Below are 15,675 nucleotides of genomic sequence, written 5' to 3'. Positions count from 1 at the left end.
ATGAAACTATATACAAAAACAGGCGATAAGGGACAAACGGGCTTAATCGGGGGCAGAACGGACAAGGACAGTCCCCGCGTCGAAAGCTACGGCACGGTTGACGAGCTTAACAGCTTTCTCGGGCTTGCTTTGGCAGAGCTTTCCGGGCAGCCCGGTTTTGAAGATCTGACAGCAGAGCTGCTGACCATCCAGCATGAGCTGTTTGACTGCGGAGGCGATCTGGCAATTGTCACAGAAAGAAAAGACTATAAGCTAACGGAAGAATCTGTTTCCTTTTTAGAAACGCGCATTGATGCCTACACTGCAGAAGCGCCGGAACTGAAGAAATTTATTCTTCCAGGCGGAGCGAAGGGTGCTTCGCTTCTCCATGTGGCGCGTACCATTACAAGGCGGGCAGAGCGAAGAGTGGTGACACTGATGAAATCGGAGGAGATTCATGAAACAGTGCTGCGTTATCTCAATCGACTGTCCGACTATTTCTTTGCCGCTGCACGGGTTGTGAATGCAAGAAGCGGTATTGGCGATGTAGAATATGAAAGAAGTGCTATTGTGTTTCGGGACCGAAACAGCATTGAATCGGAAAAGTAAAAGTGAGAGCCGGCGTGTTCATATACATGCCGGCTTTTTTGTTTTTCACCCTGTCAATTTCCCATTTTGCGACAAAAAATGAACCTTATGAATTATTGACTGAAAAATGGAAAAATGAGATATTGTAATAAATAGATGTAAAAAATAGGCAGTGGGGGGCTCTGATGGATGGTGAATTTAATTGAAAGTGATAGCATCTGGAAGAGAAATTTCAATTATCTGTTTTTCTCAAGAATAGTCAAGATATCCGGCGATATGTTCGCATTTAATTCAATATTATGGTTTTTAATTTATGATGGCAAAGGTGCGATCGGCACTGCTTTATTGATTGCTGTCACTTTTTTGCCGGAAGCCGTGCTGGCGCCTGTGACAGGGCCATTTATGAAACAGAGCACGCTGAAATTTTGGATGTACTTTTCAGATCTGACAAGGGCAGCAATTGTTTTGATTATCCCTCTATGCCATTTTGCGGGCTTCTCTCCGCTGTGGTTTGTCATGACGCTTATGATTGTGCATTCTGCTACTGGAGCTGCCTACAATCCCGCCTCAATCGCTTTGATTCCTCAAATCGTAAATGAACAGGGCATTCAAAAAGCAAACGCTGTGCTGCAATCCTCCGCTCAAATTGTCCGGCTCGGGGCTGTCACATTATGCGGCGCTTTTCTTACATTTATCAGCCCTTCTTATACGATGCTTATCGCACTTGTGCTCTATTTGGTGTCAGGTTTTCTCGTCCTTTTTATTAAGTACACTGCGGTTGAGTCTCAATCAGAGGCTGCTGTTGTGACACAGAGAGGCACGTATATCGGAAGACTGAAACGCGGTTTTAGGCTCGTCAGAAAGCATCAGATTTTATATCCGCTCGCTATTTACTGTATCTTTATGAATTTCGCGGCTGCCCCTTGGGAAGCGCTCTCAGCCGTATACGTTGCGGAAGATTTAAACGGCCAGCCGATCGTTTACTCGCTTTTAAAGGCCACCACCGCCGCAGGCGCATTTTTATTAGGATTTGTGCTGGCGAAAGTCAAAGTAAACAGGTATGGGCTGCTTTTCGTCACTGCCGGCATTATTGAAGGATTTGCTTTCTTTATTACCGGGATGAACACCTTTTTGCCGCTCGTGTTTTTCGCCGCGTTTACCTTTGGCGCCGCAGTCAGTGCTGTTAATGTTCCTGAGTACACGATTATCCAGACGTCTGTGGATAGTGAGGATCAGCCGCAGGTTTACGCCGTTATACATATGATCTCCAATATTTCGATCCCTGCCGGAGCTGTCATTTGCGGATATGCCGCAAATGCTTTCGGCTCAGGAAAAGTGATCGCTGCCGGAGGGATTGTCGAAATTATTGCGGGTATCGGAATTTTGCTGTTTACAAAACTGGCCAAAGCAGAAAGGTCCGACCTGATTAAAGAAAGGGAAGCAAGTGTTCATCTGTAAAGGGTTTTGAAACGCCATGCCTCGTGCATGGCGTTTTTTTGTGCTTATGGGTCCGGTGCGAGATACGACTCGGGTCTTATATAAAAATCAATCTCTGATTCGTTTTGCATAAATGCCAACTTGTATAAGATGAAGACAAGGAAAACGAAAGGAGGATCTGCATGAAGATAAACAAAAAAACAGTAGGCGGATTCTTATTAATTGTATTTGGGATCTCCGTCTTTTTTGGAGGAGGAAGCTTCGGCTTTATCATCCCGCTCGCCATCGGGAGCTTAATGACATACGCAGGAGTCAAAAGGTTTGCCGCAGGAAAAACCATCACGGGAATCATCGTGGGCGGTATCGGAGCCATTATGCTCATCTGCTCACTTCCGTTTGTCGTCGGAATCGCATTGGCAGCCGCTATGGTGTATTACGGCTGGAAGCTGATGAAAAACGGATCAGCTGACAACGGTGTATCATCTTTTGAGCCTGAACCGGCTTCAGCTGCCTACCAATCTCACTTTGATGACGAATGGGAAGAATTTTTGAAGAAAAAATAATATCAATATATTAGGAGGAATCAGGTATGGTATTAAAAAGAATCAGAGACATGTTTGTGGCGTCAGTTCATGAAGGGCTTGATAAAATGGAGAATCCAAAGGTAATGCTGAATCAATATGTACGCGATATGGAAAGTGACATTGCAAAAGCAAAGCAAACAATTGTGAAACAGCACACGATTGCCTATCAATTTAAGAAAAAATATGAAGAAGCCGCTGAAGTGGCTGGCAAACGGAAAAAACAGGCACAGCTCGCCTTTGACGCAGGTGAAGAAGAACTGGCGAAAAAAGCGCTGACTGAAATGAAGTATTTAGAAGGGAAGGCGGCAGAGCATAAAGTTTCCTATGAACAGGCTAACAGTCAGCTGGCTGACCTGAAAGAACAGCTGGCGGCACTTGAAACAAAGCTTCAAGACGTAAAGGATAAAAAACAGGCGCTGATTGCGCGGGCAAATGCGGCGAAAGCTAAAGAGCATATGAATACGACATTTGACAAAATTGACAGTGAAAGTGCGTATCGTGAATTTTTACGTATTGAAAATCGTATTGAAGAAATGGAAATCCGCGCGGATTATTCAAAGTCAGCGGAAGCCGGCACCGAACTCACACGCAAAGAATTCGCAGATGATGTGGAAGCGGAGATTGAAAAAATGCGGGCGCTCTCACTGCAAAAATCAGACAAGACACAAGCGGCAAATGAATAAGCGGAACGGGGAAGGATTTGCGGTCAAGTCCTTCCCTTCCGCACGTATCAATTCGCAAGCTTTTCCTTTATAATAGAATGAATGAGAAGGATGAAACCGAATGAAAAAAATGCTTGGCAAACTGTTGATCATTGCCGGTATTCTTGTCTTTTTCGCCGTCGTCGTAAAAGACGTGTTTGCCGCAGGCTTGGGTTTCATAAATGGCACAGAAGCCGATTCAGCCAGCGCGTTGCCGCGGGACATTGACAGCATGGTCATAGAGTCCGATAGCAAGGATGTCCGGATTATAGCGGAAGAACGAAATGACATATCAGCAGGCATTGAAGGAGACTCGGGAAAGTTATTTGTGACTGAAAACAAAAGAAAACTGGTGCTGACCGTAAAGGAAAAAGAATTTCAATTTTTGAATGGGTTTAACCGTTCGACTCTTATCGTCCGGCTTCCGTATGATTACAAAGGTGATCTGACAGTGCGAACCTCAAGCGGGGACGTGTCTGTGGCCGGGAATGACCATCTTGCGCTTTCCAGGCTGAACGCAGTATCTGCGAGCGGAAATGCGAGAGTGACAGACGTCCGTCTTCAAGAACTGAAAGTAAAGGGGTCATCCGGAGATGTCACCATTTCAAATACCGATTACAAAACAGCCGGCATTGACTTAGCTTCAGGAGACGCAAATCTGGCTGATGTATCAGGCTCTCTCGATGTAAAAATGACTTCGGGAGATTTTAATGCTGTATTGAAAAAGGTAACCGGGCCCCTATCTGTCACGCTGACAAGCGGTGATGCCAATCTAAGCCTTCCCAAAAACGGCAGCTTTACAGTCAAAGCGAAATCAGCGAGCGGTGACGTCAGTTCGCCGTATTCATTTGCTGATACAGCACATAAAGAACAGCATCACATCACAGGCTCGCAAGGAAGCGGCCGGCATCCAATCGGTATCAAAACGGACAGCGGGGATGTAACGATTCGGTAGCACCAGGCAGAAGAAAGGAGGCGGACACCAGGAATGACAAAAAAACAGCTTCTTGGATTTATCATTGCTTTATTCGGCATCAGTATGTTTTTGCAAATTATCGGAATAGGCGATCTGCTGTTTTGGCCGCTCTTTTTTCTGATTGCCGGCTATTTCCTTAAAAAATATTCCCGTGATTGGCTTGGCTCGGTCATGTATATCTTTGCCGCGTTTCTATTTTTGAAAAACCTCTTCAGCATCACCTTTAATTTATTCGGCTATGCGTTTGCCGCATTCCTGATTTACGCCGGCTACAGGCTTGTCAAAGGGAAGCCGATATTCGAACCGAATGAGAAACGGGTCAACCTCAATAAAAAAGAACATCATGAGCCGCCGAAAGATGTGAAACAGCCTGACATGCGCAGCTTTTTTATCGGAGAGCTGCAAATGATGAAGCAGCCGTTTGACCTGAATGATTTAAATGTCTCTGGTTTTATCGGTGATATCAAAATCGATTTATCTAAAGCGATGATTCCCGAAGGAGAAAGCACGATCGTCATTAGCGGAGTCATTGGAAACGTTGATATTTATGTACCCTCGGACCTTGAAGTGGCTGTCAGCTCGGCTGTTTTCATAGGTGACATCAATCTGATCGGCTCGAAGAAAAGCGGATTAAGCACGAAGGTATATGCCGCGTCAACTGATTTCAGCGAGTCAAAGCGCCGGGTCAAAGTGTCCGTTTCCCTATTTATCGGTGATGTGGATGTGAAGTACGTATGAGAAAAAAACTGCTTGCCAGTCTTCAATGGCGCGCCATCCGCATGACAACGGGAATCAGCCTCCTGCTTTTTGCCTGCTTGATTACCTTTATGATGTTTTACTATCGGCTCGATCCGCGTGTTTTGCTGTTATCAAGCTGGTTCGGAATACCGTTTATCCTAATTTTGCTGCTGATCAGCGTGACGATTGGTTTCGCCTCAGGGTATATGTACGGCAACCGATTGAAGACAAGGGTTGATACATTAATTGAATCGATTTTAACCTTTGAAAACGGCAATTTCGCTTATCGCATACCGCCGCTCGGAGATGATGAAATCGGCCTGGCCGCTGATCAGCTGAACGAAATGGCGAAGCGCGTGGAGCTTCAAGTCGCATCCTTGCAGAAGCTTTCCAATGAACGTGCGGAATGGCAGGCGCAAATGAAGAAATCGGTCATATCGGAAGAACGCCAGCGATTGGCCAGAGACCTGCATGATGCTGTCAGCCAGCAGCTCTTTGCCATATCGATGATGACATCAGCCGTGCTGGAACATGTGAAGGATGCTGATGATAAAACAGTCAAGCGGATCAAGATGGTCGAGCATATGGCAGGCGAAGCCCAAAATGAGATGAGGGCACTGCTGCTCCATTTACGGCCTGTCACCCTTGAAGGAAAAGGGCTGAAGGAGGGCCTTACGGAGCTTTTGGACGAGTTCCGAAAAAATCAGCCGCTTGATATTGAGTGGGATATACAAGACACAGCGATATCCAAGGGTGTTGAAGACCACTTGTTCAGAATCGTGCAGGAGGCCCTTTCAAACGTATTTAGACATTCAAAAGCGTCTAAAGTAACCGTGATCCTGGGTATAAAGAACAGTCAGCTCCGTCTGAAGGTGATTGATAATGGAAAAGGCTTTAAAATGGGCCAGGTGAAAGCATCCTCATACGGCTTAAATTCTATGAAAGAACGTGCAAGTGAAATCGGCGGGGTTGCCGAAGTGATTTCAGTAGAAGGAAAAGGCACACAAATCGAAGTGAAGGTCCCGATTTTCCCGGAAGAAAAAGGAGAGAACGAACGTGATTCGAGTATTATTGATTGATGATCATGAAATGGTCAGAATGGGGCTCGCGGCTTTTTTGGAGGCGCAGCCAGATATTGAAGTCATCGGCGAAGCATCGGACGGCGGCGAAGGTGTTCGGCTTGCTGCGGAACTATTGCCTGATGTCATTTTAATGGATCTAGTCATGGAAGGCATGGATGGCATCGAAGCTACAAAGCAAATTTGCCGGGAGCTTTCCGACCCGAAAATAATTGTTCTCACAAGCTTCATTGATGATGACAAAGTGTACCCGGTTATTGAAGCTGGCGCGCTCAGCTATCTGTTGAAAACCTCAAAAGCGGCAGAAATCGCCGATGCCATTCGCGCCGCAAGCAAGGGAGAGCCAATGCTGGAATCAAAAGTGGCGGGAAAAGTATTGTCCAGGCTGCGCCACTCAGGTGAAAACGCGCTCCCGCATGAATCACTTACGAAACGGGAGCTCGAAATACTTTGCCTGATCGCAGAAGGAAAAACAAACAAAGAAATAGGCGAGGAACTGTTTATTACGATTAAAACAGTCAAAACACATATTACGAATATTTTATCAAAGCTGGATGTCAGTGACCGGACGCAGGCGGCGGTGTACGCGCATCGAAATCATCTCGTAAAATAGGCGGCTCCTATTTGTTTGCGCCTTTCGTTCCGAAGTCTCTGACGATCACATTGACCCGGTAGTCTATTTCCGCATTGCTGAAATAATCATCGTCCCATTTTCTTGCGATCTTTTTCCACTTTTGAGGATAATGAATTCTGACTTGGTTTCCCAATCCGGTTACGTCCGCTTTGATGTCTTTCTGCAGCTTCTCTGTAATAAATGTCGTTACTGATTTGTGTACTTGTTTTTCGACTGTCTTTTCAATACTTTTAATATATGAATCCTTAAACGAATCTTCATTTGGATTCCAGTCCTCAGACAGACGACCTTCAATAGTTCGGGTGACAGTGAATTTGAACTTTCCATCCTTGTAGTCCGTCTTGATTTTCCGCTTGCTCGAATATACTTCATAAGAAAAGAGATGGCCATCGCGCTTCAAGTCAATGACGCCTCCTTCGACAGTGCCTGAAAATAAGTTGACATTTTGAACCTCAATCGGGGTGAGATCCCGGTGCCATAATTTGTTTTTGATGATAGAGGCTCCGTTTATCGCGAGCTTGCCATTTTCCTTACCGACATGAGGGATGAGGAATGAATCGTCAGAGGTTAAGTGTTCTGAGATCTCCCCCAATGTAACTGGCTCCATCATTCTGATCGTCACCTTATTATTCTCTGTCAGATCATATATCACGTTGGATGCGGGCTCGCCTTCATCATTCATTTTAAATATATCCTTAGTTCGGCCGTTGGTGATAAAGACGTAGGAACTCCTCCTTGTTCCGTTGTCTCTGACAAACTGGTTAATGATCGCGTCCATTCCAATCTCATCCGCAATCACGCTCTTGGAAAGCAGAATAAGTCGCAAATGCTGTGAAAACGTAGGATTATGCTTTAATGCAGAGGTTCTCATCATTTGATGGACAGTTTCCCCCTTTGTGATAGACAACTGTGTCGGGTCAGATGAAGAGCCCTCCTTGGCGCTGATTTTTTTCGGCACGAGAATCTGCTGTGTCAGCTCTAAATTTTTATCGTTGGGCTTGTCTAGGCCTACTCCGATCACCAAGCTTAATTCCTCGATATTCTCGCTGTCCCAACATCCGGACAGCAATAGGGTGCATATAAACATACATAAAATCCGGGTTTTCATTTTGCTGTAATCCTCCTTTTGAGAGCTACAATGAAAAAGAGTATGAAGGGAAGCAGAAACAGGAAGATGAAAATATATCCAAGATAATCGCTGTACATCATGACTTGATTGGCGTCATCCGGCCAAAGAGAAAAATAAAAGACCGTTATGCCGATGATCACCATACTTTTTTTAGTCGATAATCCGAATGTCTTCTTTAACCCATTAGCGGCAAAGTATCCGTAAATGACAAAAGTTGTGAAAAACTGGATGATCCAGACCACCAGTAAAAACGATTCAAACCGTTCAATAAATATGCCTTTAAGCTCAAAGGACTGAAAGAGAGAAATAGTCGGCCAAATCAGCGTTTTCACCTCGGGAGCGGTCAAAGCCCCGACAACGATAACATACGTAACGATATATAAGATAATCGGAATCAAAAATCCTATAGAAGCATATCTGAACGTGTATTTCTTTTTCTTCATATGTTCAGGAAGAAACAGCATCACTTCCATTCCTAAAAAAGAGATGGAAACGACAGTAAGGGAATTTGCAACAGGTCCAAGGCCTTCGCCTAAAACAGGACGCAAATTATTAATATCAAAAATTTTTAAACTGATCCCAAACACAACCAGCAAAATAATAATGGTTATCGTTAAATAAAAGGGAAACAGCCGCGACACATCACTTAAGCCCCCGACTATTAAATAAATGCCGCAGCAAATAAACGTTAAAATAATGACTTGAATGGGCGTTCTCTCCAGCAGGAAAAACTTCACCATTTCAGCCATTGCCCGGGTCTCGAAGCTGGCTACGCCAAGGAAATAGCCGCAGATCAAAAGGCCGATGATGCTGCCGATCCATTTCCCAAGCCCTTCCTGCAAATATTCAAAGAGTGAAGGGTATTGATGTTTTTTCTGAATGAGCGTGTTTACATAAATGAAGAAAATAAAAATGAAACCTTCTAATATCAGCGTGATCCAGCCGTCAGGCGTATTAGCCTTAGTGGTCAGCGCTCTAGGCAAGGTTAAAAGTCCGGCCCCAAGCATTGTATTAGCAATAATCGAAATACCTTGAAAGGTATTAAGTTTCAGTGGAGTCTGTTTTTGGCTCATTTGGATTATTCGCCTCTTTTGGTTTGTTTTTAATTGGGAGACGGATAATGGAGTCATCCGTATTTTTCAGGCTGAAGAATCCGTTTGGCGAAAAATACGGAGACCCAAAGCTCGTTTGTCTCGTTAAGTGCGTATAAACGACAAGCATAAATAAAATAATGCCGTACAGCCCTAAAATAGCGGCGGAAAACATCGAAATAAAACGCAGCACCCGGAAAGACAGCCCCATTCCGTACTGAGGAACAGTAAAGGATGCCAGGGCAATGACACTGACGACAATGACCATAATCGAACTGACGAGATTCGCTTCTACAGCCGCCTGTCCGATTACTACGCCCCCGACGAGGCCGATCGTCTGTCCGAGCGGATTGGGGAGTCGCAGTCCGGCTTCCCTTAGCAGCTCGATAGTTACTTCCATCAGCAAGGCTTCAAATATCGGAGGGAACGGCACGTTTTCCCTGTTTGCCGAAATCGTGACGGCGAGCGCGGTCGGCAGAAGCCCCTGATGAAAGGAAACAAGTGCAATATAAATCGATGACAAAAACAAGGTGATAAAGATAGAAGCAAAACGCAGCGACCGGATAAGAGATGCTGAAATCCAGCGTTCATAGTAGTCATCCGGGGACTGCATCAGGATGCCGAGAGAAACCGGCACCAGCAGCACAAATGGTGAACTGTCGACCAAAATTGCCACACGGCCGTTAAACAGGGCTGAAGATACCTTGTCAGGTCTCTCCGTATTTTGAATCTGCGGAAAAGGTGAATATTTATTATCTTCAATGAGCTCCTCGAGCGTTCCGCTGTCCTGGATATCCTCCAGCTGGATATTTTTAAGCCGCGCTTTTACTTCTTTTATGACGGACTTTTTTGCTTTGCCTTCAATATACATAATGGCTGCAGGCTTCAGCTTGTTTTCGCCGATCATGATTTTTTTGGTGATTAATTTCGGATGAGAGGTTCTTTGTCTGATCAGAGCGAGATTTGTATCGATATCCTCTACAAACGCAACTTTTGGGCCGCGAACTACTTTTTCAGTTGTCGGCTCTGTCAGGCTTCTTGTTTTTTTCTTTCCTGTGCTTAGAATATAGGCTTTGTCTAATCCGTTGATAAACACGGCACAATTGCCGTTGAGAATCGATTCAATTGTTTTTTTGGCGGTTTCAATAGGTCTTGCGTCAAGCTGGTCAAGGCGTTTTTTGACCTGGTCAAGCGTTAAGGTCTCTTCATCTTTGATCAAAGTTTTAATGGCTTCTGACACCTTATTCTCATCAGTCAGTTCACTGAAATAGAGATAGTAAAAAACCAATCCGTTCGCAAGCATTTTTTTATTTTTCACAAGATCATCGTTTTCTTTTAATTTTGGAAGCAACAATGCTAAATTATCGTGTATATATTCCTTAAACTCTGTTTGTTCCAATGAGGTCACCTCTTATCCAAAACCTTAGTAGAGGTTATCTTTTCCTGTTAAAAAAATGATATACTGTGTTAGAGTATTTCATGGAGTAAGTTTTTTTATGAAAGCGGAGGAGACGAAGTGGCACAGGTAAGACTTGCTGGTAAACAAGAAGAAATCGAACAGCTCATCAGATCATTTGAACAGCATTATGATGTCTCTTATACATCAAAGGAGTATGGCAGGACGAATCCAAAATACAAATATTCAAAGGATTCCCGCGTATATCTTGAATTAAAATTAAAATCTGCCAAGATCGAAAAATAAAAAGGATTTTTTGTGTCATTGGCGAATTATGATCTATTGAAGCAACCGTTATGGAGGGATACATAAATGGAATACAGAATTGAACGAGACACCATGGGAGAAGTAAAAGTTCCTGCTGATAAATTTTGGGGCGCCCAAACACAGCGAAGCAAGGAGAACTTTAAGATCGGTTCTGAAAAAATGCCGATGCGTGTTGTGAAGGCGTTTGCAATATTAAAACGAAGCACGGCTCTTGCTAATAAACGCCTTGGCAATCTGGATGCTGAAAAAGCAGAAGCGATTGCAGCAGTTTGTGATGATGTGCTCAAAGGCAAGTACGATGACAACTTCCCGCTTGTTGTATGGCAGACCGGAAGCGGCACACAAAGCAATATGAACATGAACGAAGTGGTAGCCAACCGTGCGACTGCTTTATTAAAAGAGAAGAACTCTGATCTAACGATTCATCCAAATGATGACGTGAACCGCAGCCAAAGCTCAAACGACACATTCCCGACTGCGATGCATGTTGCCGCTGTTTTGGCTGTTTACGAGCAGCTTGTGCCGGCGCTTGATCAGCTTCGCAATACATTGGATGAGAAAGCGAAAGCATACAATGATATTGTCAAAATCGGACGCACGCATCTTCAGGATGCTACGCCACTGACCCTCGGACAGGAAATCAGCGGATGGGTTTACATGCTGGACCGTTCGAAGGAAATGATTTTGGAAGCGACTGATAAAATGCGTGCGCTTGCAATTGGTGGAACGGCTGTCGGAACGGGTATCAACGCTCATCCAGAGTTTGGAGAGCTTGTCTCAGAAGAGATCACCAAACTGACCGGCCAAACGTTCAGCAGCTCGCCGAATAAATTCCACGCGCTGACAAGCCATGACGAAATCACTTATGCGCATGGCGCATTAAAAGCGCTTGCGGCTGACTTAATGAAAATCGCGAACGATGTCAGATGGCTGGCAAGCGGACCTCGCTGCGGCATCGGGGAGATCGTCATTCCTGAAAATGAGCCGGGCAGCTCCATTATGCCTGGTAAAGTCAACCCGACACAAAGCGAAGCGTTAACAATGATCGCAGCGCAAATCATGGGGAACGATGCGACAATCGGCTTTGCGGCGAGTCAGGGGAACTTTGAACTGAACGTGTTTAAGCCTGTTATTATTTACAACTTCCTGCAATCTGTGCAGCTGCTCAGTGACGGCATGAATTCATTCCATGATAAATGTGCGATCGGTATTGAGCCTAATAAAGAAACCATTCAGGAAAACCTGTCAAATTCATTAATGCTTGTTACGGCGCTGAACCCGCATATCGGTTATGAAAACGCGGCGAAAATCGCCAAGCTTGCCCATAAAGAGGGATTGACACTCAAAGAAGCGGCTTTGAAGCTTGAATTGCTGACAGAGGAGCAATTTAACGAAATGGTTAAGCCGGAAGACATGGTAAAACCAAAGGCGTAATAGAAAGAAAAAACGGCTGCTTTTTAAGCAGCCGTTCTTCTAAATATGTTGCTGTTTTAATAAATATTTAAGCTGCTCCGCATCTTTAGCGAGCGCTTCAGACTCCGTCAGATTATGAATCATCCCTTTTATAATTGCCAGCTTCGGTGTTTTTTTCTTCATTTCTGCTTCAAGTATATCCAAGCTCTCCGATAATTCAAGAGAGGAGTTTGTGTGTAAGCTGTTAATTTTGTCACGTAGGCTTTTCACAATCGATTCAGTCAGCGGGTCAGGCCGGCCGTGCGTAAGAGGCCCAAATAAAGAGCTCGCCTCTTCCAATGTGATGAAAGGCTTTTCGTGCCGTTCAGACATGCCTTTTACCATATCATCAATTCGATTCATAATGATGTCAGCTAATTGAGACGGCTTCACAGCATACCCGAGCAAAATCATGCATTCCAGGTAAATCTGGCTGATGCCCTCTATTAAAAAACAAAGCTCTGCAGTGTACGGTTCCGCTTTTTTTCCGTAGATGTTCAGCAGACTGTCGATATGAAATTGAAGTGAGGACTGGCGGATTTTTTTTGCGCACTGCTCCACTTCCTCTGTGTAAGGCAGAGAACCTTCCTTCATTTGCATGCTGATAAAATCCTTGTGTTCAAGGATGTTTTCATAGAGTACGGTCAGCTGTTTGCGGTAAGCCGTTCTGGGGCTTTCGTCCTTCGTTTTAATATTTAAAATTCGGGTAAACGTTTTATCATAATAGTAGTTCAGCATAGACAGAAGAAGCGCTTCTTTCGAAGGAAAATAAATATAAAAAGCGCCTTTAGATATTTTGCATTCTTTTGCTATTTCTTGGACTGATGTTGAGTTGTATCCTTTTTGTGCAAACAGTTTTAAGGCTGTTTCAATAATCAGCTTTTCTTTTTCCTTCAATGGTTCCACCCTTTCGGAGCCCTGAGGCCTGCTAGGATATGACCATATAGTCACACCTTCTGTTATAAAATTAACCTTATTGTAACTTGTTTTTTTATCATGTATTATTTATATTATAAATTGAGATGACCGAATGGTCAAAGCTCAAGCGAAAGGGTGAATCTAGAATGAGAGAATTGGACGAAATGATCAGCCGCTTGCGAAACAGAGGTATCAAAGTGGAGAAAGTCAAATATCCGAAGCAGACCTTGTCAGAGAAAAAATGGGTTCATCAATGCAAACAGCCGCTCAAAACAAATTACAGAGATTTTAACGGCTATTCTTTCACATAAAAAAATAGACTGCAAAAACATCTACAGTCTATTTTGGCACTGCTATGCGGTATGTTACACCCGTTTTGTCATTTTCAATTGAGATAGACGCCTTATGAAGAGTTAAAATTCGTTTTACGATGCTTAGACCAATGCCGAATTCGCCTTTCTTCCCTTTATTAAAAGGCTCATAGAGGCTGGAGAGCATCTCATCTTCAATATGCGGACCGTCATTTTTAATGGTGATCACAATATTTCGATCATCTTGTTTCATGCTGATTTCTATTTTTGTCTCAGCATAGCGGATTTGATTTTCCAGAATGTTTTCGAGGAGTTTGTTCCATTGCTCCGGATCACCAGGCATCAAAATATCCTCTTCTACATCAATTTCCCACGATAGTTCTTTCCGCGCCCACTTCAATCGTTCGATGACTTCTTCCGTCACTTCCACGATACTGAACATGTCGTGCTGCACTTTTTGCTTCGCTAAATAATCCAGCTTCGTTAAATATAATAAATCCTTTATTTTTTTCTCCAGCTTAAGCGCTTCGCATTCTATGACATCTACAGTGTTTTCAAGATCTCCTTTAGGGAAAATCCCGTCTTTAATTGATTGTGTATAGCCTCTGATGACCATGACCGGCGTTTTTAAATCATGAGAGATATTTTGCAACAGAGTTCTTTCTGTTTCATCCTTTTGCACAAGCTTTTGGCGCATCTCTTCGATGGTATGGCCCAATTTGCCGATTTCATCTTTCCGATCTACTTTTACTGGGTCATCCCAATCCTGTTCTGAAATCCGTTTGACGTGTTTTTCAAATGATACGAGTGGCCTTGATAAATACTTTGCAAGCCAAATAGCCGGAATCCAGCTTAATAAAATGACGACAGCTATAATAAACAGAAGCTGTTTGAACAAGGTGTAGGCCAAATCGTCCCGATAAGAATCAAGCGCGTAAGAGAGCATCATCGCTGATTGGCCATTGACGGAAAGTCCTTTTTTAATGACAAAAAACACTTTTTCGCCATTGACGTCGGCGCTGTACCGTTTCTTTTTTTCCTCCTGCTTATCAGCCAGCTTGTATACCTTGTGGATAAACGAAGACGACAGAATGCTTAAATCCTTGTCTGAAGAAGCATCTTCATTTTCAGGCAGGAGCACGTGCTGTACGGAGCGGACGGTTGTCGGCGCCGTCGCTTCCTCACTGTAATAGCGCCTTTCAATTGAACCCGGCAGGCGGTACTCCGTCAGAACATGCTGCTCATTTTCAATCGTCGTATACGTTTCATTGGTGAAGAAATCGCGCAGCGTGTTTGAAAATAACACGAGCAGTAAAATCGATATCGCTAACAGGATGCCGGAGATAACAACCCATATCTGAAACGCGAGCGGTTTGTTTTTCATGATGACATCATCCTGTAGCCGAAACCGTAAATCGTCTCTACCTTCAATTCTGGCATCTTTCTGCGCAGTCTCCGAACGAGGTCATCAACGACCCGGTCTGTTCCGAAGTAGTCATGTCCCCATACTTTTAAGAGGATATCCTCACGAGAGTATGGATGCCCTTTATGATGGATAAATAATAGCAGGAGATCAAATTCCTTCGACGTCAAATTGATGATATTTCCGTTTTCATCATAGACCTCGCGGGCGTCTTCAGAGACCCGATACGAGGAGACGGCAATTTCATTTTTTTGTACAGGAGGAGCTTCCTTATATACGAGCTGCAGCAGTTTTTGCACACGGATAATCAGCTCCCGCGGCAGAAACGGTTTTGAAATGTAGTCATTGCTGCCAAGCTCTAAGCCAAGCACTCTGTCAATATCTGCGTCACGGGCGGAAATAAAAATGACCGGCACGTCAGGATCTTTCGCCTTGATTTCTTTAATTAATGTATAGCCGTCGGTATCCGGCAGCATGATATCGAGAATCCACAGGTGGGGAGACGGTGTCATTTTCTTTCTGGCGTCTTCACCTTTCGTAAAAGATGTAATGTTCCAGCCCTCATTCTCTAAATACTTCGTCAGCAGTTCATTCAGGTTATCCTCATCTTCAACTAGATAAATGGTGTATGACAAGGCTCTTCACATCCTTTCAACGTCATTATAAACTAGTTTTAACATACGGCTGGCAATTTTCATAATTTCACATATTCTTTTCATTTTTATCCCACAATGTTTGTTTATGATATGGTTAAGGGAAGAAAGGAAGAGAAAAAGAGCGAGGAAGATGTAGGATGATCAAACATATTCTATTTTGGTGCTTTGCTTTTCTCCTCATTATTGGGACAATTGAACTTGTACATGCGATGAATATGTAACGATAAATGAATAACCGTTAAAGGAGTGCAAGAAC

At 43.9% G+C, this 15,675-nt stretch carries 17 protein-coding genes; 11 read left to right on the top strand and 6 right to left on the bottom strand.

The features are described from left to right. The 8 genes from CDO84_RS16060 to liaR all read left to right on the top strand — a co-directional run bounded on the left by CDO84_RS16060 (position 1) and on the right by liaR (position 6,695). Positions 1-588, top strand: coding sequence for a cob(I)yrinic acid a,c-diamide adenosyltransferase (locus CDO84_RS16060; RefSeq protein WP_040081849.1), 588 nt, complete (start codon positions 1-3; stop codon positions 586-588). A gap of 168 nt (positions 589-756) precedes the next feature. Continuing rightward, positions 757-2,025, top strand: coding sequence for an MFS transporter (locus CDO84_RS16055; RefSeq protein ID WP_014665343.1), 1,269 nt, complete (start codon positions 757-759; stop codon positions 2,023-2,025). A 161-nt stretch (positions 2,026-2,186) separates the two neighbouring features. Then, positions 2,187-2,567, top strand: coding sequence for a cell envelope stress-induced membrane anchor protein LiaI (gene liaI / locus CDO84_RS16050; protein ID WP_040081851.1), 381 nt, complete (start codon positions 2,187-2,189; stop codon positions 2,565-2,567). A gap of 26 nt (positions 2,568-2,593) precedes the next feature. Beyond that, the gene (liaH, locus tag CDO84_RS16045; protein ID WP_040081852.1) at positions 2,594-3,271 is read left to right on the top strand and encodes a stress responsive protein LiaH; all 678 of its coding nucleotides are present in this window, start codon (positions 2,594-2,596) and stop codon (positions 3,269-3,271) included. 100 nt (positions 3,272-3,371) lie between these two features. Next, a complete protein-coding gene (gene liaG, locus CDO84_RS16040) occupies positions 3,372-4,244 on the top strand; it encodes a LiaG family protein (protein WP_040081854.1) in 873 nt (290 codons plus the stop codon). 33 nt (positions 4,245-4,277) lie between these two features. Then, positions 4,278-5,003: a cell wall-active antibiotics response protein LiaF gene (liaF, locus tag CDO84_RS16035; RefSeq protein ID WP_040081855.1), complete on the top strand. Its 726-nt coding sequence runs from the start codon at positions 4,278-4,280 to the stop codon at positions 5,001-5,003. Next, positions 5,000-6,082: a two-component system sensor histidine kinase LiaS gene (gene liaS / locus CDO84_RS16030; RefSeq protein ID WP_040081857.1), complete on the top strand. Its 1,083-nt coding sequence runs from the start codon at positions 5,000-5,002 to the stop codon at positions 6,080-6,082. The genes liaF and liaS overlap by 4 nt, the downstream gene beginning before the upstream one ends. After that, on the top strand, positions 6,060-6,695 hold the full coding sequence (liaR, locus tag CDO84_RS16025) for a two-component system response regulator LiaR (protein WP_040081859.1): 636 nt from the start codon (positions 6,060-6,062) through the stop codon (positions 6,693-6,695). Before liaS ends, liaR begins: the two co-directional genes overlap by 23 nt. Before the next feature lie 7 nt (positions 6,696-6,702). On the opposite strand, the gene gerAC is transcribed toward liaR, so the two are convergent. The 3 genes from gerAC to gerAA are packed head-to-tail and all read right to left on the bottom strand — an operon-like array spanning position 6,703 to position 10,335. Continuing rightward, positions 6,703-7,824: a spore germination receptor protein GerAC gene (gene gerAC, locus CDO84_RS16020; protein ID WP_040081861.1), complete on the bottom strand. Its 1,122-nt coding sequence runs from the start codon at positions 7,822-7,824 to the stop codon at positions 6,703-6,705. Then, positions 7,821-8,918 (bottom strand): spore germination receptor protein GerAB, encoded by a 1,098-nt coding sequence (gene gerAB, locus CDO84_RS16015; RefSeq protein WP_040081862.1) that lies wholly within the window; start codon positions 8,916-8,918, stop codon positions 7,821-7,823. The genes gerAC and gerAB overlap by 4 nt, the downstream gene beginning before the upstream one ends. After that, positions 8,887-10,335: a spore germination receptor protein GerAA gene (gene gerAA / locus CDO84_RS16010; protein WP_014665334.1), complete on the bottom strand. Its 1,449-nt coding sequence runs from the start codon at positions 10,333-10,335 to the stop codon at positions 8,887-8,889. The genes gerAB and gerAA overlap by 32 nt, the downstream gene beginning before the upstream one ends. A 117-nt stretch (positions 10,336-10,452) precedes the next feature. Between gerAA and CDO84_RS16005 the strand changes: the two genes are divergently transcribed. Both CDO84_RS16005 and fumC read left to right on the top strand, forming a co-directional pair. After that, positions 10,453-10,638, top strand: coding sequence for a YvzF family protein (locus tag CDO84_RS16005; RefSeq protein WP_003244599.1), 186 nt, complete (start codon positions 10,453-10,455; stop codon positions 10,636-10,638). Between the two features lie 66 nt (positions 10,639-10,704). Further along, positions 10,705-12,093, top strand: a complete 1,389-nt coding sequence (fumC, locus tag CDO84_RS16000; protein WP_014665333.1) for a class II fumarate hydratase — start codon at positions 10,705-10,707, stop codon at positions 12,091-12,093. Between the two features lie 39 nt (positions 12,094-12,132). Here fumC and CDO84_RS15995 read toward each other — a convergent pair whose 3' ends face one another. Then, positions 12,133-13,008 (bottom strand): TetR/AcrR family transcriptional regulator, encoded by an 876-nt coding sequence (locus tag CDO84_RS15995; protein ID WP_014665332.1) that lies wholly within the window; start codon positions 13,006-13,008, stop codon positions 12,133-12,135. Between the two features lie 167 nt (positions 13,009-13,175). Between CDO84_RS15995 and spxO the strand changes: the two genes are divergently transcribed. After that, entirely contained in the window at positions 13,176-13,340 is a 165-nt protein-coding gene (gene spxO / locus CDO84_RS15990; RefSeq protein WP_003221681.1) for an anti-adapter protein SpxO, read from the top strand. 28 nt (positions 13,341-13,368) lie between these two features. Here spxO and cssS read toward each other — a convergent pair whose 3' ends face one another. Both cssS and cssR read right to left on the bottom strand, forming a co-directional pair. After that, positions 13,369-14,724 carry a two-component system sensor histidine kinase CssS gene (cssS, locus tag CDO84_RS15985; protein WP_014665331.1) on the bottom strand — a complete coding sequence of 452 codons (1,356 nt, stop codon included), beginning with the start codon at positions 14,722-14,724 and terminating at the stop codon, positions 13,369-13,371. Continuing rightward, positions 14,721-15,398 carry a two-component system response regulator CssR gene (gene cssR, locus CDO84_RS15980; RefSeq protein WP_040081865.1) on the bottom strand — a complete coding sequence of 226 codons (678 nt, stop codon included), beginning with the start codon at positions 15,396-15,398 and terminating at the stop codon, positions 14,721-14,723. Before cssR ends, cssS begins: the two co-directional genes overlap by 4 nt. Between the last annotated feature and the right edge of the window lie 277 nt (positions 15,399-15,675).

The organism is Bacillus sp. MD-5 (genome assembly GCF_002201875.1).
Taxonomy (GTDB): domain Bacteria; phylum Bacillota; class Bacilli; order Bacillales; family Bacillaceae; genus Bacillus; species Bacillus stercoris.
This window is presented reverse-complemented; position numbering and strand designations above follow the sequence as displayed.